The following is a 21,512-nucleotide window of genomic DNA, read 5'->3' on the forward strand; positions in this document are numbered from 1 at the left end:
GTAAGGGGAGTTGTTGGTGTTCACCGGCTGGCCTCGGTTGTCGTCGTGACGTGCTCGGCGACCTCAACCCGCAGGGTGCGCTTGTCGATCTTGCCGACCTTCGTCATCGGGATTTCCTCGACCACCTCGAGGCGCTCCGGAAGCTTGAACGCGGCAATGCCACTGTCGAGCATGGTTGAACGCACCTCGTCCAGAGTCAGCTCGACGCCCTCCTTGACGACGACGACCAAGCACACCCGCTCGCCGAACACCCGGTCGGGATACGCGACCACCGCTGCGAGCTCGACGCCCGGGATGCGGTAGGCCAGGCTTTCTATCTCTTCGGCCGAGATCTTCTCGCCACCACGGTTGATGAGGTCCTTGTCGCGCCCATGGACGACCAGATTGCCGTCGGCGCGTTGCTCGACGATGTCCCCGCTGCTGTACCAGCCGTCCACGAAGGATCGCTCGTTCGCGTCGGGCGCACGGTAATAGCCGCAAGGCGTGTAAGGCCCCTTGGTCAGGATGAGCCCTCGCTCCCCCGCCGGGACGTCCAGGCCGAAGGGGTCGACCACCCTGACCTGGTCCGCGTCGGAGACCGGTCTCCCTTGCGTCGTACGGATGACCTCTTCGGGGTCGTCCAGACGTGTCATGTTGATGAGGCCCTCGGCCATCCCGAAGACCTGCTGCAGGGTGCAGCCCAGAACCGGGCGCACCCGAGCCGCGACCTCGTCCGGCATCCGCGACCCACCCACCTGCAGGACCCTCAGGCTGTCCAGCTCTCCGGCTCCCACCTCCTCGGCGTGGTCGATCCACCGCTGGGCCACGGCGGGCACTGCCGCGGTGATCGTGACGCCTTCGGCAGCGATGGTGGCGAACGCCCTGACCGGTTCGGGGCTGCCGAGCAGCACCACTCGTCCGCCGGTCAGCAGGACCCCGAGTATCCCGGGGCAGGCGAGGGGGAAGTTGTGCCCCGCCGGCAAGGTCACGAGGTAGACATCCGTCTCGTCGATCTCGCTCGTGCGTGCGCATTCGCGGGCGTTGTACTCGTAGTCGTCGTGGGTCCGGGCGATGAGCTTGGGGAGTCCTGTGGTGCCGCCAGAGAGAAGGAAGAGTGCCACGTCCGAAGAGGAGGGAGACACCAGCTCCCCCGCCACCGCACCACCCGCCAGGAGGTTGTCCAGGGCCGTCTGTCCTTCCATGACCTCTCCGGATACCAGGATGTGCTGGACTGAGGGGCACTCACGGGCAACCCCTTGGGCGAGCACCCGGTGGTCGAATCCGCGCACTTCGTCCGGTACGACGATCGCTCGCGCCTCGGACACCTGCGCGATGGCCGTAAGCTCGGTCGAGCGGTGCGCGGGGAGGGCCATGACCGGAACGATTCCGGCGCGGAGGCAGGCGAGGAGGATGACCACGAAGTGCCACGAGTTGGGCAGTTGCACGACGACGCGGTCGTCGGGCCGCAGCCCCAGGTCGAGCAACCGGCCGGCTCCAGCCTCCGCGCGCTCCCACATCTCCGCATATGTCAACCGCGTCGCACCGTCCACGAGGGCGATCTCGTCCGGCCTGGCTGTCGCTGTCTCGCGGACGGCGTCGGCGAGGGGGCGGCCCCGCCAACGCCCTTCGGCGCGGTACTGGCGCACGGACTCCTCCGGCCAGGGGACGACGCCTTCGGCTGTCGGACGGGTCATGACTGGTCCTCCTGTGCAATGACTACGGCGTCGAGCGCCACGAGGCCCGTGTGCGTCAGCCTCAACGGGTTGATCTCGATCTCCGAGAGCTGGGGGTTCTCGACCAGTACGTCGAGCAGCCGCCGCGCCACGCGACCGAACTCAGTCCGGTCAAGCACGGGACCGCCACGGTGACCATCGACGAGCGCGCGGCTCCTCAGTCGGTCGGGGAGTTCGGCGAGGTCGGCCAACGACGACGGGGCTCCGCAGATGGCGGTGTCCTCCCAGATCTCGGCCTCCACGCCACCGAGACCGAGGACGACGATCGGGCCGAAGACGGGATCCCGGCGGACTCCGAGGATGAGGTCGCGTCCCGACGGAGCCATGGACTCGACGAGGAACTCGGTGGCTCCGATGGCTGTGAGTGCGTCGATGGCGGCAGCCATCGTGGCAGAGTCGCGAACGCCCAGATGAACCCCGCCGATGTCGGTCTTGTGCAGCACTGTCGCGTCGAGGATCTTCACGGCCAAGGGGGCGGTGAGAGTTCCGAGCGCGAGGCGAGCGTCATCTTTGCCTGCACACACCTGACGGGCTGGGGTCGTGAACCCGATGGCGTCCAACAGGTCCTTCGCGGCGGCTTCGTGCCACGGCCCCGGGAGCAACGGACTCGTCGCGCCTGGCGCCAAGGCAGGCGGGTCGTCAAGGCGAGTGCTTTCGCGGGCCCGTGCCCTGGCATCTGCGGTGATTGCGGACAAGCCGTGCACCAGGGCGGTGGCACCCCCGAGAACCGGTATGTCGTGGTGCGCCGCCTCCCGGACTCTCCGGATCTCGTCGGCCGGACCGTCCACGGCAACCACCGTCGGGACAGACGGTGCGGCAGCGGCGACTGCCGCGGGCAACGTGATGACGGGCTCGGTGATCCCGTAAACACCCAACACGTCGATCGCAGGGTCCTCGGCCACGGCCCAGATGATGTCTGGGTACGTGTCGCTCGGTCGTCCCGTGTCTACCGGGTTGCCCAGGAAGGTCAGGGGCGGAAGGAGCTCCGCGAGCCGACCGGCCGTCTCGTCGCCGAGGCTGGGCAGCTCGAGACCGCGCGTGGCAAGCTCGTCCGCGATGATGAGGCCCGGTCCCGCCTGCCCGGTGACGAGGCCGATCCCGGGGTGGCCGTTCTTGCGCACGCGAGGGGCAGTCAGCGCGCTCGCCGCGTTGACAAGCTCGACCTCTGTGTCCACAACCACCGCACCGGCTTGTCGGAGTAGCGCCCGCGTGGTCGCCCATGAGGTCGCGAGCGCACCTGTGTGGGACGTGGCGAACTCGGAGATGTCGTTGCGCCCGACCACGAGAACGGCGATGGGCTTGCGCAGTGCACACTCGCGAACCGAGCGCAGGAGCCGCTGCCCGTCGGAGACGTTCTCGAGGTGGAGCGCGACCGCCTTTGTTGAGGGATCGCGTGCCAGGTAGTCGATCACGTCCGGTGCCTGCACGTCGGTGCCGGCACCAACGCCGACTCCGAGGCTGACGCCGGCACCCACTTGGTCCAGCTGGAAGGCCAACGCGTGGTTCACTCCCCCACTGGCGGCCACGAGGCCGACGGCGCCAGGCCTCAGCGAGGCGGCGCCCGGGACGAAGGTCGCGAAGAGCCCGGCGCCGGGGCGGAAGAACCCCGAGGTGTTCGGCCCGAGGACGCGCAAGCCACTGTTATCGATGGCGTCCTCGAGGTCGCGCTGGACTGCAATCCCCGCCTCGCCGATCTCTGCGAAACCGCCCGAGCAGACAAGCGCCGCACGGATGCCTGCGTCGGAGCACTCGAGGAGCGCCCGCGGCACCAGCTGGGCGGGTATGCACAGGACTGCCAGATCGAGGATGCTCGGGTGAGACGCGGCCGCCTCCGCAACGGAAGCGAAGGCTGAGGGGTGGTTGCCACTCGGGTTGACCGCAGCGACCACGCCGGTGAAGCCCGAGAGCGAGGTCATCATGGCGTGGCCCAACTTGCCCGGACTGGCCGACGCCCCGATGACAGCTACTCCTTGGGGCTCGAGGAGGCATGACAACGAGACACCCGTGGCCGGCGGGCTGCCGTGGTTCATCACCTGCTCAACCATGGAGTGCCACCGCGTCTGCCCGCCCAGCCAGGACCACTGTCTCGGGATCCATCCGATCGCCCGGCTCGGCGACGACGACGGTCGGTGTGGTGTGGGTCAGCCGCACGTCCTCGCTGAGGAGCAGGCGGTCCAGTGGCGTTCCGCCCTTGATCACGGCCACCTCGGCATCGGTCAGGAGCGACGGTATGTCGTGCACGGGCTTCGAGGCGTCCAGGACTGCCGTCCTCGCCCCGATGCGCTCCCCGTGCTGGTCGATCCGAAGGCCATCCCCCACCCAAGCCAGCAGGCGGCCCGGCATGGTCGAGCTTCCGATCGAGAATGGCGTCTGCAGCGCCGGCGCCCCGTGTCCGGCGATCCAGTCCTCGCGGACGGAGGCGACGAGTCCGGGATCACGCGGTTCGATGCGGTCGATGTCGATGGACCGGGAGAAGAAGTGGAAGGCGAACTGGGTTGGTTCGAAGGCCGTGTGGTACCGGCCGAACCTCTCCCACCAGCTCAGACCACCTCGAGCAGAGTCCTGTATTCGCGCCACCTGCGGCTTGCGTTCCTCCTCATAGGCGGCGAGGGCGGCCGCCACGTCGCCACCGCTGTTGGCGAGCTCGTGAGCCAGGACGATGCCGTCCTCCATGGCCATCTTGGTCCCCGAACCGACCGAAAAGTGAGCCGTGTGAACCGCGTCCCCCAGCAGGACGATGTTGCGGTGGGACCACCGCTCACTGCGCCGCGTCTTGAAGGACGCCCACCGTGAGTGGTTCGCCACGACCTCCCGCCCGTTGATGTCCGCGGCAAAGAGGTCTGTTAGGAACGCCTTGGACCTGTCGTCGGACGGTCCTGGCGCTTGGGTCACGTCGAAGGCGTCCAGCCCCGAGTCCCGCCAGGTCTGATCGTCGGTTTCCACGATGAAAGTGCTCAGGTCGGCGCTGATGGGATAGGCGTGCACGGCGAAGTTGCCCTCTGGCGCCCTGCGGTGGACGAAGGTCAGACCGTCGAACATGAAGCGCGTTCCGAACCAGATGAACTTGGCAGAAGCGGTGTCGACGGTGTGCGAGATGTGGTCCTCGATCGAGCTCCTCACGCGGGAGTTGGCCCCGTCCGCACCGACGACAACATCGAAGTCGTCAGCCAAGGTCGTCAGCAGGTCGGGTGTCACGTCGACGCCGAACCGCAGGGTCACGCCCTTCGCCCTGGCGCTCTCCTGCAGGATCGGCAGGAGAACGCCCCGATGGATGGCCGCCATGCCGTTCCCGGCGAACGACCGTCGCTCGCCCTTCAGCCAGACCTCGATGCGGTCCCAGTGCGTCCCGTGCTCGGACAGAGCCTCTCGGAGGACGGGATCGGCAGCGTTGATCTGGTTCAACGTCGAGTCCGAGAAGACGACGCCGAAACCGAAGATGTCGTTGGACTGGTTGCGTTCGAACACCGTCACCTCAGCGGACGGGTCAGCAGCCTTGTACTGGCTGGCGAAGAACAGGCCCCCAGGCCCGCCGCCCACTACCGCCACGCGCAACGTCATCGGTGCTCCCGTGTGTCGTGTTCTGACTTCCTAATATAACTACTTTCCGTTCCATTACGTCGAGATGTTATATGAACACCTGCGGACGAGCCAGCCCAGTTCACTCCCTCAGGACGGTCGAGCGGGTCCATCAGGTTGTCCACTACCCGCGGGCCACTCCACGCTCCAGCGCCTCGCCCAGCGGTGCGGCGAGGGCCTCGCAGCGTCATCGAATGCCGCTACTCACCTCGAAGGCGGCGGCTGCCCGACCCATCGGATCGTCTCTCTCCCATAGTGGGTCGTCCAGTCCTCCCCGCAGATGCGCGGCAGCTGCCTCCTTCGCGTCGAGTCGTGCCGCACCTGTCCCGACCCGCACGGCTTCTCAAGACAGGATGTTCCCGCATCGCTTCCGCCCTTAGGAGGATTCGGACGTGACGGTCAACATCGACGACCTTGGCCCCTTTGCCACGAGCATGGGCCTGCGGGTCACGCACGCGGAAGGCGATTCCGTGTCCGCGGTCTGGGCTGCAACGGCTGCCCTGCATCAGCCACACGGCATCGTCCACGGCGGTGTGCACTGCGCGGTCATCGAGACCTTGGCGAGTGTCGGCGCCGCTCTGTGGCTGGGCGAGAAGGGGCGTCGTGGGCGTCACGAACTCGGCCGACTTCTTCCGCGCCGTGCGGCCTGACCGGGATCCGGTCAGCACTGGGGACGCAACGTCTGGGATCGAGGTTGGGGCGCCCCTGACCGGGGCCAGGCGGCCGGTGCAGTTCCAGCGGCTGCACTGGCCGCCCCGCCCGTCCGTGATAGCCGCAGCATCCGAGTACGACCCACCCACGCGCGACACTGGGCCGAGGAGCAGTTCAACAACATCCTTTCCACCGCCGCCCGCCGACCGACTCGCCACTATCGGCCACCAGTTCGCGGGCCTCTTCGACGACGCTGCGGCGCTCCTCGACAGGCCGTTCGACCCCGGAACTCACAAGCGAGCTGAGGCGTGCCCTCCCCGGCAGAGAACTAGGGTGACCACCACATGCGGGAATCGGACGAAACGCCCACCGCGCCCAGCCGTCGCGGCCACACAGTGCGCATACAGGGGAAGCTCGGCTGATCGCCGACGTGCCGCAAACTCGGGAAGCGAGTGAGTGTTCCTTGGGTGGACGCACTTCACCGTGTCGGCGCCACCTGCGGGTGCGGGTGCGGGCAGGACGAGTCGGCCCTAGGTCGGCCGCAGCTCCGGAACGTCCCTGAAAGGCGACGATCAAGGGGCGAACTTCAGACACCTAGTCGCGAGGCGGGAGCGACACGTCAAGTGGTTCGCTGAGGAGTTCATCGACCCTGACTTGGAACTGCGAGGGCATGTCGACGACGTCAGGGGAATACAGCCACTGAACTTGCAGTCCGTCCAGGAGGGCCGTCAACTCTATCGAGACGCGCTCAACGTCAACGTCTTGGCGCATCTGGTTGCTGGACTGAAGGGCTTCGAGGGCCTCTCGAAGCCACCCGCGGACAGTGGAGTACCGGGCGACGAAGTAGGCATGCGCTGGGTGCTCCGGGTGTGTGGCCTCCGCCGCGAGGACGGCGAACAGGTTGACGATTCCCGGCTGGGACGCGTTGCGCTCGACCAGGCGAACCATTCGTTGCAAGAAGTCGCGCGGATCCCCACGAGGGTCGAGGGTGCCGTGGAAGATCTGCCCACGGTTCAGCTCGTCGCGACGTTGCAGCACAGCCTCGAGCAAGGCTTCCTTGGTCTGGAAGTGGTGTAGCAGCCCCGCGCGAGTCACACCGCAGTCCTCCGCGATCTGGGCGATGGTCGTGTTCCAGTAGCCGATCTTCCCGAAGGCTTCGAAGGCAGCAACCATGATCGCCTCGCGCCGCGCGATGCCTGGTGCGTAGTGCCGGGGCCGTCCGCTGCCCATCCGACCTCCCAGGTCTTTGGTCTTCCCGTGCGCCGTGATCCTTTCACGCCGTGCGGCCGCGGCCCCCTTGGGCGGTGGTTGACAGATTCTCAAAATGAAAACCTACACATGCGTTAGTTTTCATGTTAGCGTACGGGCATCGCACTGAAGCGGTGCGTGAAATGGAGACCAACGATGTTCACCTCTTCACAAGGACTTCCATGGCAGCCGACGACTGCGTAGTCGGATGCCAGAACGTGGCCAAGCGCTTCGGTCACGTCGAGGCGTTGCGCAGTGCCAACGTGATCGTCCCCGCGGGCAAGGTTGTCGCCCTCGTCGGCGACAACGGCGCAGGAAAGTCGACGCTGATGAAGACGCTGCTCGGCATCAACAAGCCCGATCGCGGTGACGTCATCATCAACAACGAACCGGTGCGACTACACAGCATTCGAGACGCACAGGCTCTCGGCCTCGAGGCGGTTCATCAGGACCTCGCGCTCGCGCCTCACCTGTCGGTCGTGGAAAACATGTTCCTTGGACACGAACTGACCGGGCCGGCCTTTGGCACACTCTCCAGACGCGAGATGACAGAACGTGCCGATGTCGCCCTGTCCGAGCTGGGCATCAAGCTACCGTCGCTGACCGTCTCGGTGCGTGAGCTGTCGGGTGGACAGCGGCAGGCCGTCGCCGTGGCCCGCGCAGTCATGTGGGCTCGTGTCGCCGTGCTGATGGACGAGCCCACCGCCGCACTGGGCGCACGCCAGTCCGAAATTATCGCCGAGCTCATGCGGACGGTAGCCGCCCGGGGCCTCGGAGTACTGGTGATCTCCCACGACTTGCCGCGCATCCTCAAGGCCGCCGACACCATCACCGTCCTTTGGCGCGGGGAGACCGTCCTCGACGCGCCAGCCGACGGACTCACCGTGCCCGACCTGGTCGCCACCATGGTCGGCTACCGAAAGGAGGACGTCGCATGAGCGCGAACACCGCCACCGCTGCGACCACGGCGGATGACCGCGCACGAGCGCAGACATCCCGCGTTGCCACCTGGCTGCGCACCCGCGCAGCCTGGATCCTGCTGCTGGACGTCGCGCTCGTGGCGATCTTCACGGCGTTGTCGCCCGACAACGTGTTCTGGTCCCAAGCGAACGCCGAAGCACTCATGCTCAGCATCTCCCAGACACTCCTGCTAGCGCTCGGCTTGGCCATGATGCTCGGCGCCGGGATCTTCGATCTGTCCTTGGGCGCGAACCTCGTGCTGTCGTCGGTGATCGGCGCCCAGGTGATGCACAACTTTCAAAGCACTCCTGGTGCGGCCTCGTCCTACGACTCACCCTGGCTCGCCATCGTCGTGGGTCTGGCCGCCGCAGTCGTGACCGGCATGCTCTTCGGGCTGATCAACGGTCTGCTCATTGCTGTCGGCGGAATCAACTCACTGATCGCGACGCTGGGAACGCTGGGTATCGGCACCGGAACGGCTCTACTGCTCAGCGGAGGAACCGACATCGGCGCCCTGCCCGTCGCGTTGCAGACCGATATCGGACTGCGCACCCTGGGCCCGGTGCCCGTGCCTGCCATCGCAGCCATCCTGACGCTCGCGGCCCTGTGGGCGGTTGTCCGGTTCACTCGATTCGGAATGCGCGTCCGCGCCATCGGATCGGCCCGAACCTCAGCCGAGCGCGCGGGGATCCGTGTCCGCGGGTACCTGATCACACTGACTGTTCTCGGCGGGGGTCTCGCGGGTATCGCCGGCTTCATCGACCTGTCCAGATTCGGCTCCACGTCGATCGCCGGACACAGCAACGACGCGCTCGGGGCAGTTACCGCTGCCGTCATTGGCGGGACGCTGCTTGAGGGCGGGTACATCTCGGTCGTTGGAACCTTGTGGGGCGCCGCTTTGGCCGTGATCTTGCAAGCCGGCCTGGTCATCCTCGGCGTCTCTGCCTTCTGGCAGCTGATCGTCGTCGGCACCGTCCTACTCCTTGCCGTTCTCCTCGACCGCGTCGCCACGCTCCGACGTAACCGCTCCGCTGTCTGATTCGCCCACCCCCTCTCACACCACATTTGGAGACTCTCATGAACAACCTTCACACCTGGCGGCGTGCCGGCGTCGTCGCGGCCGTCGCGACCCTCGGGCTCACCGTCAGTGCCTGCGCCGGCAGCGACGACGCAGGATCCGGATCCACCAGCGCCGCCAAGAGCATTCGCTTGGCAGCCGTTCTGCCCAATACCTCAGACCCGTTCTTCGCATCGATCTCGTGTGGGGCGCTGGACAAGGCGAAGGAGCTCGGCGTCGAGCTGAAGACGTACAACTCGACGACCCCAGACGCCAACACCATGTCGTCCAACTTCCAGACCGCGCTCCTTGGGTCGCCCAACGGCGTGCTCGTGAGCCCGTTCAACAACAACCAGTTCATCGCCCAGTACAAGCAGCAGATGGCCAAGGGCGTGCCGGTCGTCACTCAGTCCAGCACGGACCCGCAGAGCGAGTTCAAAGCGATCTTCAGCGACACCGACACTGCCCCACTGGCCGCGGACGTTGCTGACCTGATCCCGCAGGGCGCTGGCAGCATGGTCTTCCTGGGGGGGGCCCCCGGCATCCCGCCCTTGGAACAGCGCACGAAGCCTTTCGTGGAAGCTGTGGCCAAGCAGCGTTCGGACCTGAAGGCACTCCCCACCGACTACAGCGGCTTCGACGTCAACAAGACGACGACCACCGTCTCTTCTCTGATCCTTGCTCACTCGGACCTCAAGCTTGTCATCGCCGCGGACGGCCCGGATGCCCTGGGGGCCGCAGCCGCCATCAAGCAGGCCGACAAGGCCGGCAAGATCGCCCTCATCGCCTTCGATGCGGTCCCGGGTGAGGTTGACGCGCTGCGCGCTGGCACGATCACCGCACTGGTGGCGCAGAACCCCACCGACATCGGAGCCAAGTCCGTTCAGGCCCTCGTTGACTACCTCAAGGCACACCCGAACGGCGGTCCGGTCACCCCGGCCGGCAAGGAGGCCGTCGCGAACAAGGTGATCACGTCCAAGAACGTGGACGACCCGGCTACGAAGCCTTTCTTGTACCGCGCCGGCTGCTGATCGCAGGGCGGCGGCGCGACCGCGCCGCCGCCCCAGCTTGACGAAGGGACCCGCAATGCCCGAGCCCGCTCGCACCCTGCTCTCGAGGGACGAATTCGACCGGTTGCGCAGTAGCTTGCGGGTCTCCACGGCCCGGCGGCCGGACCCCTCGAACATCGCTGCCGCTGCCGGTTTGGTCCGTCATGGCCTGGTGGTCGCTGCAGGTGAGGGACCAGCCGCCCCGGGGGAAACTTCGGACGGCCCGGGAGGACCCTACCGATTGGTCCAATGGGTCGACGAGGCTGATGCGTGGCATTCGGTCAATGACCGAATCGAGCTCGACCTCCATGGCTCGGCGTCAATGACTCACATCGACGCCTTTTCGCATTTCGCTTGGCTCGCCGACGGCGATGGCAACGGTGGCGAGGAGGGGAAAGGGTTGGCGCCCTCAACCTCGGAGGCTGCCAACGCCGCGCACACCGATGCCGGTCAGGTCTTGACTAGCGGAGCCATCGTTGCGCGCGGCGTGCTCGTGGATGTACCTGGACTGGTTGGCTCACCCGTGCCACCAGGGCACGTCGTCACACCTCTCGACATCGCCAACGCGCTAGAACGGCAGAACGTCCAGGTCCGGCGCGGTGATGCTCTGTGGTTGCGGTTCGGGCGGACTCGACAGCGGTTCTCCGACGACAGTCTGGGTCACGAGCCCGAGGCCGGGCTCAGCATCGCGTGCGCGACGTGGTTGGCCAGCGTGGAGCCGTCGGTGGTTGTCACCGACTTCGGCATGGACGGAACACCTTCACAGGTCGAAGGGATCCCAGTGCCGTGGCATGTGCTGCTCTTGACGAGTCTGCGAGTGCCCTTGGTGGACATGGCGAACCTCACCCCGATCGCCCAAGCATGTGAGACGCAGTCGACGTGGGAGTTCATGTCCGTCGTTGTCCCCCTTCCGCTTCCTGGGGCTACCGGCTCACCCGTCAACCCGATCGCGATCTTCTAGCTCCCACAACCCGAAACGACTCATGCAAAGGCACGTCACAGGCAACGGCCGGGCTGGGAACCGGCCGGCGCCAACACCGCCACACAACCACCCGGTGGGACCTACTGTTCCGCCCCTCTCCCGATTGGTCGATCACACGACATGACTGCTCGCACTTCTTCCTCCATGACGCACCGCCCCGTCGACGTTGGTGAAGCACCCTTCAACCTCGACGTCGATGACCGTTTCTGGGTCGAGCAGACCCTCGACGGGATGACACTCGAGCAGAAGGTCGGTCAACTGCTGTGCCTTTACCTGCGTACGGACGACGTTCCGACTTGGTGGGGACAGTTGCAGGGCTACGGGATCGAACCGGGTGGTGTGCTGATGCTGCCGCGTACGACAGACAAGGCGCGTGACGACGTCAGTAGCTTGCAGGTGCTTAGCCCGATCCCGTTACTCGTGGCAGCCAACCTCGAGTCCGGTGCCGTCAACTTCCTCACCGACGCTGAAGCGTTCGCGAACCCCATGCAGCTCGCGGCCACCGGCGACGTCACCGCTGTTGAGCTCTTGGCCACGCACTGCGCGCGCATCGCCTACGACGTGGGCATCAACTGGGCCTTTGCGCCTGTGGTTGATGTTGCGGTCAACCCGGCCAACCCCATAACCAACACTCGCACCTTCGGTGAGGACGTTGAGACGGTTGCGACGTTCGGCTCCGCCTACATCCGAGCGTTGGAGCAGCGTTCGATCGTGACGTCGCCCAAGCACTTTCCCGGCGACGGTGTCGACGGACGTGATCAGCACCTCGTCACGTCCAACAACGATCTGGACGTCGATGCCTGGCAGGCGACTTTCGGTGACGTGTACCGTGCTGTGATCGCCGCCGGAGCCCGCACGATCATGGTCGGGCACATCCGCCAGCCGGCACTGAGCCGGTCCCTGCGACCCGGCATAGAGCCCCACCAGCTCATGCCCGCCTCGCTGGCGCCGGAACTGCTGGGCGACGTGCTGCGCGACCAACTGGGGTTCAACGGGCTGATCGTGTCCGACAACACCGTGATGACCGGATTCACTTCGGTCATGACGCGCCGAGAGGCGCTGCCCACCGCCCTGAATGCCGGCATCGACATGCTCTTGGGGAACCTGTCAGTGGTCGAGGATTTCGAGATTCTTCTCCACGCCGCCCGCTCGGGCACTGTGCCGGCCGAACGTCTCGACGACTCGGTGCGGCGAGTACTGGCCACAAAGGCGTCCGCCGGTCTCCACCGGCCAGCGACGCGTGACCCAGGCCATCTGGGCTCGAGCGAGGTCGATGCCGTCGCGCGAGATGATGTCGCGCGCCGATCCGTCACTTTGGTCAAGGACACGCAGGAACTGCTGCCCCTTAACCCCGCCGTGCACCGCCGGGTCTTGGTGTTCGTTCTCGGTGACGAACCCACGTTCTACGACCCCAGCGGCCCATTCGCGCCGCGGTTCTTCGAGGGCCTGCGCGAGCGTGGCCTCACGGTGGATGTGGTGAAAGTGCCGTCAGAGCATGGGGACCCGGCTGCAGCTGAGCACCTCAACGAGCGCTATGACCTGTGTCTGTACTTCGCGAATCTTCGATTCACTGGCAACAGCAACAGCCTCAGGATCGCCTGGACGCCGTGGCAGGGCCACGACGCGCCGAGGCATGTTGCCAGCCTTCCCACGGCGCTTCTCTCGATCGCCGACCCGTACGTTTTGCAGGACGTGCCCATGATTCGCACGGCAATCAATGGGTACACCCCGACCCCCTCCACGGTCGACGCGGCCCTGGCTGTGCTCTTCGGTGAACAGCCCGCGCAAGGGCAAAGCCCGGTGGATCCATTCGTCGGACACTGGGACGCAGCACTGTGAGCGGCGATCGGACACCGGTGACGGCGGCTGAGATCCGTGGATGGTTGTTCGACCTCGACGGAGTCCTGACTCCCACGGCCGACGTCCACATGCGGGCGTGGGCAGCGGTCTTCGATCCGTACCTGGCCGCTGCGGGCGTGGCCGAGTACACGGACGCCGACTACTACTCGTTCATCGACGGCAGGCCCAGATACGACGGCGTACGCGCCCTACTGGAGAGTCGCGGCATACACATGCCCGAGGGGGACCCATCGGACGCGAGCAACGTGGAAACCGTGTGCGGCTTGGGGAACCGCAAGAATGACGCGTTCCATCTCGTTCTGCGCAGCGGCGGCGTCGTTCCCTATCCGGGCAGTGTCGCCTTCCTAGACGCAGTGGTGAAACGAGGCTGCCAGGTTGCTGTCGTTTCCAGCTCGAAGAACGCCCCCGAGGTGCTCGCAGCTGCGGGCCTTGCGGACCGGTTTGAAGTCGTCGTCGACGGAGGATACGCCGCGAGTGAGCGGCTGCCAGGCAAGCCCGCCCCGGACACGTTCATCAGAGCGGCTTCACTTCTTGGGCTCCTCCCAGGTCAGGCAGCGGTGGTGGAGGACGCCGCATCCGGAGTGCGCGCTGGTCGTGCCGGCCTGTTCGGGCTCATCGTCGGGCTGGACCGCGGCGTCGGAGCCGCCACCTTGGCTGCCGAAGGCGCTGACACTGTCGTGACCGAACTGGACCAGCTCCTCGACTCCCTCCGTTCAGCTCCATCGCCGTGACTGGCGCACGACGCCCTAGGCCAAGCGCATCGGCCATGGCGCGATCCGCAGGGTGGACACGCTGAAGTAGTCCGTGCGAGCGGGGCGCGTTCCTGCGTCCCTCTGTCGTGCTCAGGCGTTGGTCGGTGCGCCTCCGGGCTGGTTCGCACCACTTCCGGTGCGGTCGACGACTGTCGCCGATGTGGCGAGCACAACCTGGTCCACGGTGACGCCGGGAGCAAGCTCGACCAGTTCGAACCTGTCGTCGATCACGTCGAGAACAGCCAGGTCAGTGACGACGCGTGTCACCACATTCCGACCGGTCAACGGCAGGGTGCAGCGTGCCACCAGTTTCGCCTGGCCGGTGCGAGTGGAGTGCTCCATCAACACGATCACTCGTCCAGCGCCGCTCACCAGGTCCATGGCTCCGCCCATGCCTTTGACCGTTGCGCCGGGCACCATCCAGTTTGCTAGGTCCCCGTTGCTGGCTACCTGCATGCCGCCAAGAACAGCCACATCAATGTGGCCTCCTCGAATCATTGCGAAGCTGAGCGCGGAGTCGAAGTAGGCGGCGCCTGGCCGGACGGTGACGGTCTGCTTGCCGGCGTTGATCAGGTCTGGGTCGACGTCCTCGTCGTACGGGAAGGGTCCGACGCCCAAGATGCCGTTTTCTGCGTGCAGGGTCGCCGTGGAGTCTTCGGGCAGGTGAGCCGGTATCAGTGTGGGTAGACCGATGCCGAGGTTGACGTATTCACCGTCGCCCAGCTCGACTGCCGCGCGCGCTGCCATTTCGTCACGGGACCACGGCATATCAGCTCTCCTGCGTCATGGGTGATGGACGGTGGCGGGTGGTGCGCTTCTCGATCTCCTTGCGCGTGGCCTGCTCGGCGGTGAGGGCAACGACACGTTGCACGAAAACCCCTGGTAGATGAACGTCATCGGGGTCGAGCTCGCCGACCTCTACCACTCGCTCGGCTTCGACGATGGTGACTCGTCCGGCCATGGCGGCGTTGGGGTTGAAGTTCCGTGCCGACGCGTGGAAGACGCAGTTGCCGGCCCGGTCTGCCACGGCCGCACGCACGAGGGCGAAGTCGGTAACGATGGACTCCTCCAGGACCATGGGTCTGCCGTGGAACGTGCGCACCTCCTTGGGCGGGGACGCGACGGCGACCGAGCCGTCTGGTCCGTAGCGCCAAGGAAGGCCCCCGTCGGCCACTAAAGTGCCCACGCCTGTGGGTGTGTAGAAGGCGCCGAGTCCTGCCCCACCAGCCCGGAGTCGTTCGGCCAGCGTTCCTTGTGGGGTGAGTTCGACGTGCAGCTCTCCGGCGAGGAACTGGCGAGCGAACTCCTTGTTCTCACCGACGTATGAAGCGATAACGCGTGAGATCCGGCCGCGTTCTAGCAGGAGCCCCAGCCCCGCACCATCGACACCGCAGTTGTTGGAGACGACGGTCAGATCGGTGACGTTTCCGTGCACGAGTGCCTCGATGAGAAACCAAGGAATGCCGGCCAGGCCAAACCCCCCGACCGCGAGACTGGAAGCGTCGGGGATGTCGGATACTGCGTCCGCCGCAGAACTGACAACCTTGTCCAGGCTCATGCGGCGTCCACATTCTCGAAGACGGCGGCAATCCCTTGACCGCCGCCTATGCACATCGTCTCGAGTGCGAATCGTCCGCCGCGGCGTCGCAGTTCGTATGCCAGCGTCGCCAGGATACGTGCTCCTGTGGCACCGACCGGGTGTCCTAAGGAGATTCCGGACCCGTTCGGGTTGAGCCGGTTGTCTTGCGCGTCGATTCTCCACTCGCCCAGGCACGCCAGCACTTGGGCTGCGAATGCTTCGTTGAGCTCGATCAGGTCCATGTCGGCGAGGCTCAGGCCCGCCCGGGTCAGGGCCGCTGCACTTGCCGGCACTGGGCCGACACCCATCGTCTCCGGTGCGACCCCGGCGACAGCCCAGGAGCGCAGCGCGAGGATGGGTTGAAGTGCCCGGCGTTTGGCCTCGGTGCGGGTGGTGACGATGCAAAGGGCGGCTCCGTCGTTCTGGCCGCTGGAGTTGCCGGCGGTGACGGTGGAGCCCGGGTCGACCTTGCGGCGCACGGGCGGGAGGGCGGCCAGGGTGTCCATCGTCGTGTCGGCCCGTGGATGCTCGTCCTGGTCGATGACCAGGTCGGGCTTGCCGCGGGTGCCGGCTACTACGACGGGGACGAGCTCGTCGGCGAATCGGCCTGCTGCGTGGGCGGCGATCGCTCGCTGGTGGGAACGGTGGGCGACCTCGTCCTGTGCGCGACGGCTGATCGCATGTTCGCGACGTAGGTTCTCTGCGGTCTCGATCATTCCATCGCGTATGGGGTGGTGCTGCCCGCCCGCGGTCTCGCGGGCCCGTGCCAGGCGATCGGCGAGCTGGACGTTGCCGCTGCGGATCCCGGTGCGCAGTCCGAGGGCGTAGTGCTCCACCTGGGACATCGACTCGACGCCTCCGGCGACAACCAGTCGGGCCGCTCCGGTGGACACCATGCCTGCGGCGTAGAGGACGGCCTGCAGGCCAGATCCGCATCGACGGTCCACCTGCACTCCCGGCACGGACGTGCCAAGGCCGGCGTCAAGTGCAGCGACGCGTCCGATCGCGGGCGCTTCACCGTTGGGGTAGCCCTGCCCGAGGATGACGTCGTCGACGTCCCCATCGGACAGGTTCGCGCGGTGCGCCAGTTCTCGCAGGAGCCCGGCCACGAGGTCGGCCGCGGTCAGAGCCGCCAGCGCGCCCCCAAACCGGCCCACCGGAGTGCGCACCGGGTCGCAAATCACAATGTCCATGCCTTCGAAGGTACGCAGTCGGCTCAGAAGAGAGAAGTACCTATTCAAGCGTTATTAGAACTGTGCGAGTATGAGTAGATGGAACTTCGTCTGATGCGCTACTTCGTTGCGGTTGCTGAGGAATTGCATTTCGGGCGGGCTGCGGCTCGGCTGCACATGGCGCAACCTCCGCTATCGCAGCAGATCCGGTTGCTGGAGGCGGGCCTCGGGGTGGAGCTCTTGAGGCGTACGACGCGCAAGGTTGAGCTGACGGCTGCAGGGGTGGCCTACCTGGACCGGGTGCGTTCTGTGCTGTGGGAGGTCGAGGACGCCGCGAGGGAGGTGCGGCGAGTGGCGGCCGGCACGGAGGGCAGGTTGGTCGTGGGTTGCGTGGGGTCCGCGACGTACAGCCTGTTGCCAGCCCTGGCGCGCAGGCTGCGAGAGGAGCTGCCGCGCGTTGACTTCAGCTTTCGCGGCGAGATGCTCGCACCGGCGCAGGTTGAGGCGCTGGTCGCAAGGAACATCGACCTGGCCCTTCTGAGACCACCAGTCGACAGCTCTGAGATCGAGCTGCGGACGCTGCGCCACGACAAGCTGATCGTGGCGCTGCCGGAGGGGCATCGGCTCAGCGGGCGCAAGCGTGTCAAAACCAGTGACCTCAGGGATGAGGACTTCATCATGCACGCGGGCCAGGGACGTTCAGTCATGAGCGGTGTCGTCGCCATCCTGTGTCAGGATGCCGGCTTCGTGCCCCGCGTGAGGCAGGAGGTGGCCGAGACCTCCACCATGGTCACGTTTGTCGCTGCCGGGCTGGGGGTTGCCGTCGTCCCTGAGCCAGTGTCTGCTCTCGGCGTGCCCGGGGCGACGTTCAGGCCGCTGACACCACGGTCTGCGGTTGAGCTCTGCATGGCGACGCGGGCAGGTGAGCGCGCCCCGCATGTGGCGCGGGCCGCCGAAGTCCTCACGCAGATGACGGGCGGCGCGCTCGAGCCGTAGCTGCAGTTCTTGCTGCGTTCTTGTCCCCTAGTCTGGCCGTGCCATGGAAGCCATTGCCGATGGGTCTGGGTCGATGGCGGCCAGGGTGACGGTGGTCAGGGTGACGGTGGTCAGGCTCCACGCGACGAGCCCAGGTCGAGACGAATACGGTCGATGGTCTGCTGCAGTTCGGACTCGATGCGTGCCAGTTCCGAATTGTCAGCGATGCGGGCGGGTAGCGCCACTGCGATGACCAGCGGTATGGACTCTCCCGGGGGGAATACCGGGGCGGCGATGGACGCCACGCCGGGGATAACCCCGCCGGAGGTGACGGCGGCACCGCGACGCTTGACTTCGGCCCGGATCCGGTCGAGTTCTGCCGCGTTCGGCGGGCGTCCCGTGTCTGTCGACATCTGACTCTCCAGGACTGGCCTCGTGAGGGAGTCGGGCAGGTAGGCCAGGTAGACGCGGCCGACCGAGGACGTCAAGAGTGGCAGTGTTGCGCCGACGCGTACCGTGATCGGCAGAGCGTACGACCCATAGTCCCAGCGAACCAGAATCGGTCCGTGGTCACCCCACACGGCGAGGTTGACGGCGTGGGAGGTTCGGTCGCGCAGGTCAGGGAGATGTTCAGACACGAGGCCGACCTCGTCGAGGCGACGCAGAGACTCGACACCGATTCGGCGCATCGCCGGACCAAGGTCGTACAGCCCGGATCTGTGGGACTGCACGACCATGCCCGTGCGGACCAGGCTCACGAGGTAGCGGTGGACCTTGCTCGCGCCCATGTTGGCGGCATGGGCAATCTGGGTGAGGCTCATTGGACCGAGGCCAGCTTCAATGGTCTCAACGATCGACATGGCCAGTTCGACGGACTGGATGCCCTGCTGCTGGCCTTTTGGAGGTGCCTCTTGCGGCTGAGGCGCGTCGTCCGGTTGCACAGTGGACGAGTCTATCGGTGGGTCGGGTGCGGGGATGCGAGGTTGTCAGGGGTGTCCGGGGTGAGCACGAAGTCAAAATTGCACCGCCAAGTGGTGTCCTGATCCGTGCGCTCGTAGTTGGTCACCAAGGACTCTTTGACCCCGAAAACAGCGTCGGAGCGGAGGTAGTCGTCACCTGCTGCGAATGTATGCGTGACGAGTCGTTCGTAGTTCACGGCCGTGATGAGGAAGTGCACGTGCGCTGGCCGGTACGGGTGGCGGCCGAGCGCGCCGAGGAGCTGACCGACGGGGCCATCGTCGGGAATGGGGTATGACGTTGGCTTGATTCCGCGGAAGGAGTATGCGCCGTCGGCACCGGTGATGAACCTGCCGCGGTTGTTCCACTGCGGCTGGATGTCGGGCTGTTGGACGTCGTAGTAGCCGTCAGCGTTGTCTGACCACACGTCCACACATGCGCCTGCGATAGGGGAGCCCGTGAGGTCCAGGACGCGTCCGGTGAACAGGCAGCTCTCACCCTTGCCGTCGAAGGTGATGTTCTCACCCATGCTGCGGATGGGTGCGCCGGTGACATGGAACGGGCCGAACACGGTGCTGTCGGTCGCGCCCTTAGGGCGGTGGTGGTTGATCGCGTCCACCAGCATCGACAGTCCGAGCACATCGGAGAGCAAGATGAACTCCTGCCTTTCGTGGTTGCACAACTGTCCCGTGCTGGTGAGGAATGCGATTGCGTGCTCCCACTCAGCCTCGGTCAAGGCCACCTCCTTCGCGAACGCGTGAAGGTGCTGGATGAGGCTTGTCATGATCTGTGCCACGCGTGGGTTGGCGTCGGGGCCTGTGCGTCCCAGGACTTCCTCGGCTGAGCGCTCCTCGGTGAAGAACGTCATGACCTGCCTGCGTCCGAGTCGCTTGAGCCGGGCCGGCGCCCCGCCCACGCATCTTGAAGTAAGGAGCGAATGCCGTGACGTTCCAGGGGTCGGGGAGTCCAGTACGGGGAGGTGAGGGCAAGGTCTGCCACACGGTCGAGGTCGGCTTCCGTCACGCCCAGGTCAGCAAGCCGTTGCGGGGCACCGACGATGCTGGAGAAGTCATAGAGGCTCGCCCCGAGCGGGCTTCCGAAAATTTCACGTGCCGGGGCGAGTTGTTCCGCGGCTGCCTCAGCGACAAAAGCCATGGTGTGCGGCAAGAGGATTGCATGGGTGGGGGCATGGGGCAGGTCGAGACTTCCACCGAGGGTGTGGCACAGCTTGTGGTGGATGGACATGCCTACGCCTCCGAGCACGGTGCCGCACAGCCACGCCCCGTAAAGGGCCGTATCGCGGGCGTGCTGGTCGCTCGGGTCGCGGTGGAGTGCAGGCAGTGCTTCCCGGAAGGCCCGTAGACCCTCCGTGGCTAGCACGGCGAAGAGTGGACTGCCGTCGCGTGCGTAAAGACCCTCGAGAGCGTGCGCCATCGCGTTCAGGCCGCTGGTCACCGTGAGGGCTTCGGGCAGGGTGTCGGTCAGGGATGGGTCGTATACGACGACCTCGGGCAGGATCTCCGGGCCGCTGCGAGTGGTCTTCACCCCATGTTCGGTCTCGCCGAGAACCGGGGTGACCTCTGAGCCCGCATAGGTGGTGGGGACCACGATCTGGGGCACTCCCGTACGGCTGGCGATTGCCTTCCCAAGCCCTGTGGTGGATCCCCCGCCTAGGGCAACGATTCCGTCTGCGCCGGATGCGCGCAATGTGGTGACGGCCTCGTCGGTCACGGCGACTGGAGTGTGCATGGTCGCGTTGCTGAAGACGCCTGCAGACAGGTCGCCCAGGGAGGCAGCCAGCGTGGCGCCGTGCTCGGCCTGTTCGGGGGTCGTGAGAACCAGCGCGCGGTGTACCCCGACTCGTGCGACCTCCTCGGGGACCTGTGCCAGGGAGCCGCGCCCGAACACGATGCGGGCCGGCCCTGTCGTGTGGGTGAACCCATGGAGTGCGGATTGGGGTGCCGGTTCGGCGTTCATCGGTCCAGGCCGAAGAGCGAGGCTGCGTTGGTCCGCCCGATCTTGGTGCGGTCCGCCTCTGAAAGTGAGGCTGCGTCGAACCAGTTGGCTGCGTGGTCGATGTTCTCGAAGGGCCAGTCGGTCGAGAACATGATGCGGTCGGCACCGAGTTCGAGGATCGCGTCGATGAGCGACTGGGTGCGGAAGTTGCCCGAAGTGGTGATGTGGAAGTTCTCGGTGAAGTAGTCGACGAAGCGTCGCTTGGCCGGGTAGGTGGGTGGAAGGTCGACCCAGGCATTGCGGTTGTCCATGCGCCACAGCATTGCCGGGATGCCCTCGCCCATGTGGCCAATGACGATTTGAAGCGACGGGTGGTCGTCGAACAGGCCACTGGCCATGAGTCGCAGCGCATGGACGGCCGTCTCCTGCGCGAAAGCCCAAGTGGGGCCGAGCAGCCAGGGATGGTTGTCGTAAATTCGGGCGTCCTGTGCGAGCGGGTTGCGTGGGTGGAGGTAGAACGGCACGTCGAGCCGTGCAACCTCGGCCCAGAATGGGCGGTACCGGGGTAGGTCGTAGTAGAGCGGCTCCTGTCCGTTGCCATGTTGGTCGTCTTGGGAGAACCCGTTGACGAGGGCGCCGACGAAACCGAGGTCTGTGACGCACCTGTGCAGTTCCTGGGCGGCGGCGTCGGGGTCCTGCAGCGGCAGCGCGGCGAAGGCTCGGAACCGATCCGGACGTTTGGCGCACTCTTCGGCGAGGGCGTCGTTGGCGCGTTTCGCGATTTCGATGGCGCGCCGGCGGTCTGGGATCGCTTGGACGGCAGGTGCGTTCAGGGACAGGATCATCGTCTCGATGCCATGTTCGTCCATGAGTTCCACGCGACGTCCCTGGACGTCCAGGAGTCGGTTCTGCAGCTCGTCCCAGTAGGTGCCGGGTACGAAGCCGGCGGAGTCCTGAAGGGTCTCGGGGATCGCCCAGTGCTCTTCGAGCGCGATCTTGCCGTTCATGATGTTCTCCTTTGTCGGG

General features: G+C 66.1%; 19 protein-coding genes. 8 read left to right on the plus strand and 11 right to left on the minus strand.

The window, feature by feature from the left end:
• Positions 1-20: 20 nt before the first annotated feature.
• Genes AC1DXJ_RS03980 through AC1DXJ_RS03990 form a run of 3 tightly spaced genes read right to left on the minus strand, consistent with a single transcriptional unit; the run spans position 21 to position 5,270 of the window.
• On the minus strand, positions 21-1,673 hold the full coding sequence (locus AC1DXJ_RS03980) for a (2,3-dihydroxybenzoyl)adenylate synthase (RefSeq protein WP_477636363.1): 1,653 nt from the start codon (positions 1,671-1,673) through the stop codon (positions 21-23).
• A complete protein-coding gene (locus AC1DXJ_RS03985) occupies positions 1,670-3,757 on the minus strand; it encodes an acetate--CoA ligase family protein (RefSeq protein WP_477636364.1) in 2,088 nt (695 codons plus the stop codon). The genes AC1DXJ_RS03980 and AC1DXJ_RS03985 overlap by 4 nt, the downstream gene beginning before the upstream one ends.
• On the minus strand, positions 3,750-5,270 hold the full coding sequence (locus AC1DXJ_RS03990) for an FAD-dependent monooxygenase (protein ID WP_477636365.1): 1,521 nt from the start codon (positions 5,268-5,270) through the stop codon (positions 3,750-3,752). Before AC1DXJ_RS03990 ends, AC1DXJ_RS03985 begins: the two co-directional genes overlap by 8 nt.
• A gap of 410 nt (positions 5,271-5,680) precedes the next feature.
• On the opposite strand from AC1DXJ_RS03990, the gene AC1DXJ_RS03995 reads away from it, so the two are divergent.
• Positions 5,681-5,938: a PaaI family thioesterase gene (locus AC1DXJ_RS03995; protein WP_477636366.1), complete on the plus strand. Its 258-nt coding sequence runs from the start codon at positions 5,681-5,683 to the stop codon at positions 5,936-5,938.
• 595 nt (positions 5,939-6,533) lie between these two features.
• On the opposite strand, the gene AC1DXJ_RS04000 is transcribed toward AC1DXJ_RS03995, so the two are convergent.
• The gene (locus tag AC1DXJ_RS04000) at positions 6,534-7,169 is read right to left on the minus strand and encodes a TetR/AcrR family transcriptional regulator (RefSeq protein WP_477636367.1); all 636 of its coding nucleotides are present in this window, start codon (positions 7,167-7,169) and stop codon (positions 6,534-6,536) included.
• Positions 7,170-7,369: 200 nt separating this feature from the next.
• On the opposite strand from AC1DXJ_RS04000, the gene AC1DXJ_RS04005 reads away from it, so the two are divergent.
• The 6 genes from AC1DXJ_RS04005 to AC1DXJ_RS04030 all read left to right on the plus strand — a co-directional run bounded on the left by AC1DXJ_RS04005 (position 7,370) and on the right by AC1DXJ_RS04030 (position 13,826).
• The gene (locus tag AC1DXJ_RS04005) at positions 7,370-8,125 is read left to right on the plus strand and encodes an ATP-binding cassette domain-containing protein (protein ID WP_477636368.1); all 756 of its coding nucleotides are present in this window, start codon (positions 7,370-7,372) and stop codon (positions 8,123-8,125) included.
• Complete coding sequence (locus AC1DXJ_RS04010; RefSeq protein ID WP_477636369.1) at positions 8,122-9,186, plus strand: ABC transporter permease; 1,065 nt, start codon at positions 8,122-8,124, stop codon at positions 9,184-9,186. Before AC1DXJ_RS04005 ends, AC1DXJ_RS04010 begins: the two co-directional genes overlap by 4 nt.
• A 38-nt stretch (positions 9,187-9,224) precedes the next feature.
• Positions 9,225-10,235 (plus strand): sugar ABC transporter substrate-binding protein, encoded by a 1,011-nt coding sequence (locus AC1DXJ_RS04015; RefSeq protein ID WP_477623923.1) that lies wholly within the window; start codon positions 9,225-9,227, stop codon positions 10,233-10,235.
• 340 nt (positions 10,236-10,575) lie between these two features.
• Positions 10,576-11,214 (plus strand): cyclase family protein, encoded by a 639-nt coding sequence (locus AC1DXJ_RS04020; RefSeq protein WP_477636370.1) that lies wholly within the window; start codon positions 10,576-10,578, stop codon positions 11,212-11,214.
• 165 nt (positions 11,215-11,379) lie between these two features.
• Positions 11,380-13,074: a glycoside hydrolase family 3 protein gene (locus AC1DXJ_RS04025; protein ID WP_477636371.1), complete on the plus strand. Its 1,695-nt coding sequence runs from the start codon at positions 11,380-11,382 to the stop codon at positions 13,072-13,074.
• A gap of 44 nt (positions 13,075-13,118) precedes the next feature.
• On the plus strand, positions 13,119-13,826 hold the full coding sequence (locus AC1DXJ_RS04030; protein ID WP_477636372.1) for an HAD-IA family hydrolase: 708 nt from the start codon (positions 13,119-13,121) through the stop codon (positions 13,824-13,826).
• Positions 13,827-13,937: 111 nt separating this feature from the next.
• Here the strand turns inward: AC1DXJ_RS04030 and AC1DXJ_RS04035 are convergent, their stop codons facing one another.
• The 3 genes from AC1DXJ_RS04035 to AC1DXJ_RS04045 are packed head-to-tail and all read right to left on the minus strand — an operon-like array spanning position 13,938 to position 16,619.
• Entirely contained in the window at positions 13,938-14,615 is a 678-nt protein-coding gene (locus tag AC1DXJ_RS04035) for a 3-oxoacid CoA-transferase subunit B (protein WP_477636373.1), read from the minus strand.
• A gap of 1 nt (position 14,616) precedes the next feature.
• The gene (locus tag AC1DXJ_RS04040; protein ID WP_477636456.1) at positions 14,617-15,399 is read right to left on the minus strand and encodes a CoA transferase subunit A; all 783 of its coding nucleotides are present in this window, start codon (positions 15,397-15,399) and stop codon (positions 14,617-14,619) included.
• Between the two features lie 2 nt (positions 15,400-15,401).
• A complete protein-coding gene (locus AC1DXJ_RS04045) occupies positions 15,402-16,619 on the minus strand; it encodes an acetyl-CoA C-acetyltransferase (RefSeq protein ID WP_477636374.1) in 1,218 nt (405 codons plus the stop codon).
• 78 nt (positions 16,620-16,697) lie between these two features.
• Between AC1DXJ_RS04045 and AC1DXJ_RS04050 the strand changes: the two genes are divergently transcribed.
• A complete protein-coding gene (locus tag AC1DXJ_RS04050; protein ID WP_477636375.1) occupies positions 16,698-17,594 on the plus strand; it encodes a LysR substrate-binding domain-containing protein in 897 nt (298 codons plus the stop codon).
• 110 nt (positions 17,595-17,704) lie between these two features.
• Here the strand turns inward: AC1DXJ_RS04050 and AC1DXJ_RS04055 are convergent, their stop codons facing one another.
• From AC1DXJ_RS04055 to tsdA, 4 genes are read right to left on the minus strand one after another with little or no spacing between them, the layout of a single operon-like run.
• Positions 17,705-18,514, minus strand: coding sequence for an IclR family transcriptional regulator (locus AC1DXJ_RS04055; protein ID WP_477636376.1), 810 nt, complete (start codon positions 18,512-18,514; stop codon positions 17,705-17,707).
• A gap of 11 nt (positions 18,515-18,525) precedes the next feature.
• The gene (locus tag AC1DXJ_RS04060; RefSeq protein WP_477636377.1) at positions 18,526-19,398 is read right to left on the minus strand and encodes an intradiol ring-cleavage dioxygenase; all 873 of its coding nucleotides are present in this window, start codon (positions 19,396-19,398) and stop codon (positions 18,526-18,528) included.
• A complete protein-coding gene (locus AC1DXJ_RS04065; protein ID WP_477636378.1) occupies positions 19,395-20,507 on the minus strand; it encodes a maleylacetate reductase in 1,113 nt (370 codons plus the stop codon). The genes AC1DXJ_RS04060 and AC1DXJ_RS04065 overlap by 4 nt, the downstream gene beginning before the upstream one ends.
• Positions 20,504-21,493, minus strand: a complete 990-nt coding sequence (gene tsdA / locus AC1DXJ_RS04070; RefSeq protein WP_477636379.1) for a gamma-resorcylate decarboxylase — start codon at positions 21,491-21,493, stop codon at positions 20,504-20,506. The genes AC1DXJ_RS04065 and tsdA overlap by 4 nt, the downstream gene beginning before the upstream one ends.
• Between the last annotated feature and the right edge of the window lie 19 nt (positions 21,494-21,512).

The organism is Pedococcus sp. P2_D9 (assembly GCF_056404275.1).

What these genes read in the sequence shown, in the direction of transcription:
- AC1DXJ_RS03980 (WP_477636363.1), bottom strand. Translation starts at nt 1,673, where the DNA reads ATGACCCGTCCGACAGCCGAAGGCGTCGTCCCCTGGCCGGAGGAGTCC.
- AC1DXJ_RS04025 (WP_477636371.1), top strand. Translation starts at nt 11,380, where the DNA reads ATGACGCACCGCCCCGTCGACGTTGGTGAAGCACCCTTCAACCTCGAC.
- AC1DXJ_RS04045 (WP_477636374.1), bottom strand. Translation starts at nt 16,619, where the DNA reads ATGGACATTGTGATTTGCGACCCGGTGCGCACTCCGGTGGGCCGGTTT.
- AC1DXJ_RS04020 (WP_477636370.1), top strand. Translation starts at nt 10,576, where the DNA reads ATGACTCACATCGACGCCTTTTCGCATTTCGCTTGGCTCGCCGACGGC.
- AC1DXJ_RS04060 (WP_477636377.1), bottom strand. Translation starts at nt 19,398, where the DNA reads ATGACGTTCTTCACCGAGGAGCGCTCAGCCGAGGAAGTCCTGGGACGC.
- AC1DXJ_RS04065 (WP_477636378.1), bottom strand. Translation starts at nt 20,507, where the DNA reads ATGAACGCCGAACCGGCACCCCAATCCGCACTCCATGGGTTCACCCAC.
- AC1DXJ_RS03990 (WP_477636365.1), bottom strand. Translation starts at nt 5,270, where the DNA reads ATGACGTTGCGCGTGGCGGTAGTGGGCGGCGGGCCTGGGGGCCTGTTC.
- AC1DXJ_RS04000 (WP_477636367.1), bottom strand. Translation starts at nt 7,169, where the DNA reads ATGGGCAGCGGACGGCCCCGGCACTACGCACCAGGCATCGCGCGGCGC.
- AC1DXJ_RS04015 (WP_477623923.1), top strand. Translation starts at nt 9,225, where the DNA reads ATGAACAACCTTCACACCTGGCGGCGTGCCGGCGTCGTCGCGGCCGTC.
- AC1DXJ_RS04005 (WP_477636368.1), top strand. Translation starts at nt 7,370, where the DNA reads ATGGCAGCCGACGACTGCGTAGTCGGATGCCAGAACGTGGCCAAGCGC.
- AC1DXJ_RS04035 (WP_477636373.1), bottom strand. Translation starts at nt 14,615, where the DNA reads ATGCCGTGGTCCCGTGACGAAATGGCAGCGCGCGCGGCAGTCGAGCTG.
- tsdA (WP_477636379.1), bottom strand. Translation starts at nt 21,493, where the DNA reads ATGAACGGCAAGATCGCGCTCGAAGAGCACTGGGCGATCCCCGAGACC.
- AC1DXJ_RS04010 (WP_477636369.1), top strand. Translation starts at nt 8,122, where the DNA reads ATGAGCGCGAACACCGCCACCGCTGCGACCACGGCGGATGACCGCGCA.
- AC1DXJ_RS03985 (WP_477636364.1), bottom strand. Translation starts at nt 3,757, where the DNA reads ATGGTTGAGCAGGTGATGAACCACGGCAGCCCGCCGGCCACGGGTGTC.
- AC1DXJ_RS04050 (WP_477636375.1), top strand. Translation starts at nt 16,698, where the DNA reads ATGGAACTTCGTCTGATGCGCTACTTCGTTGCGGTTGCTGAGGAATTG.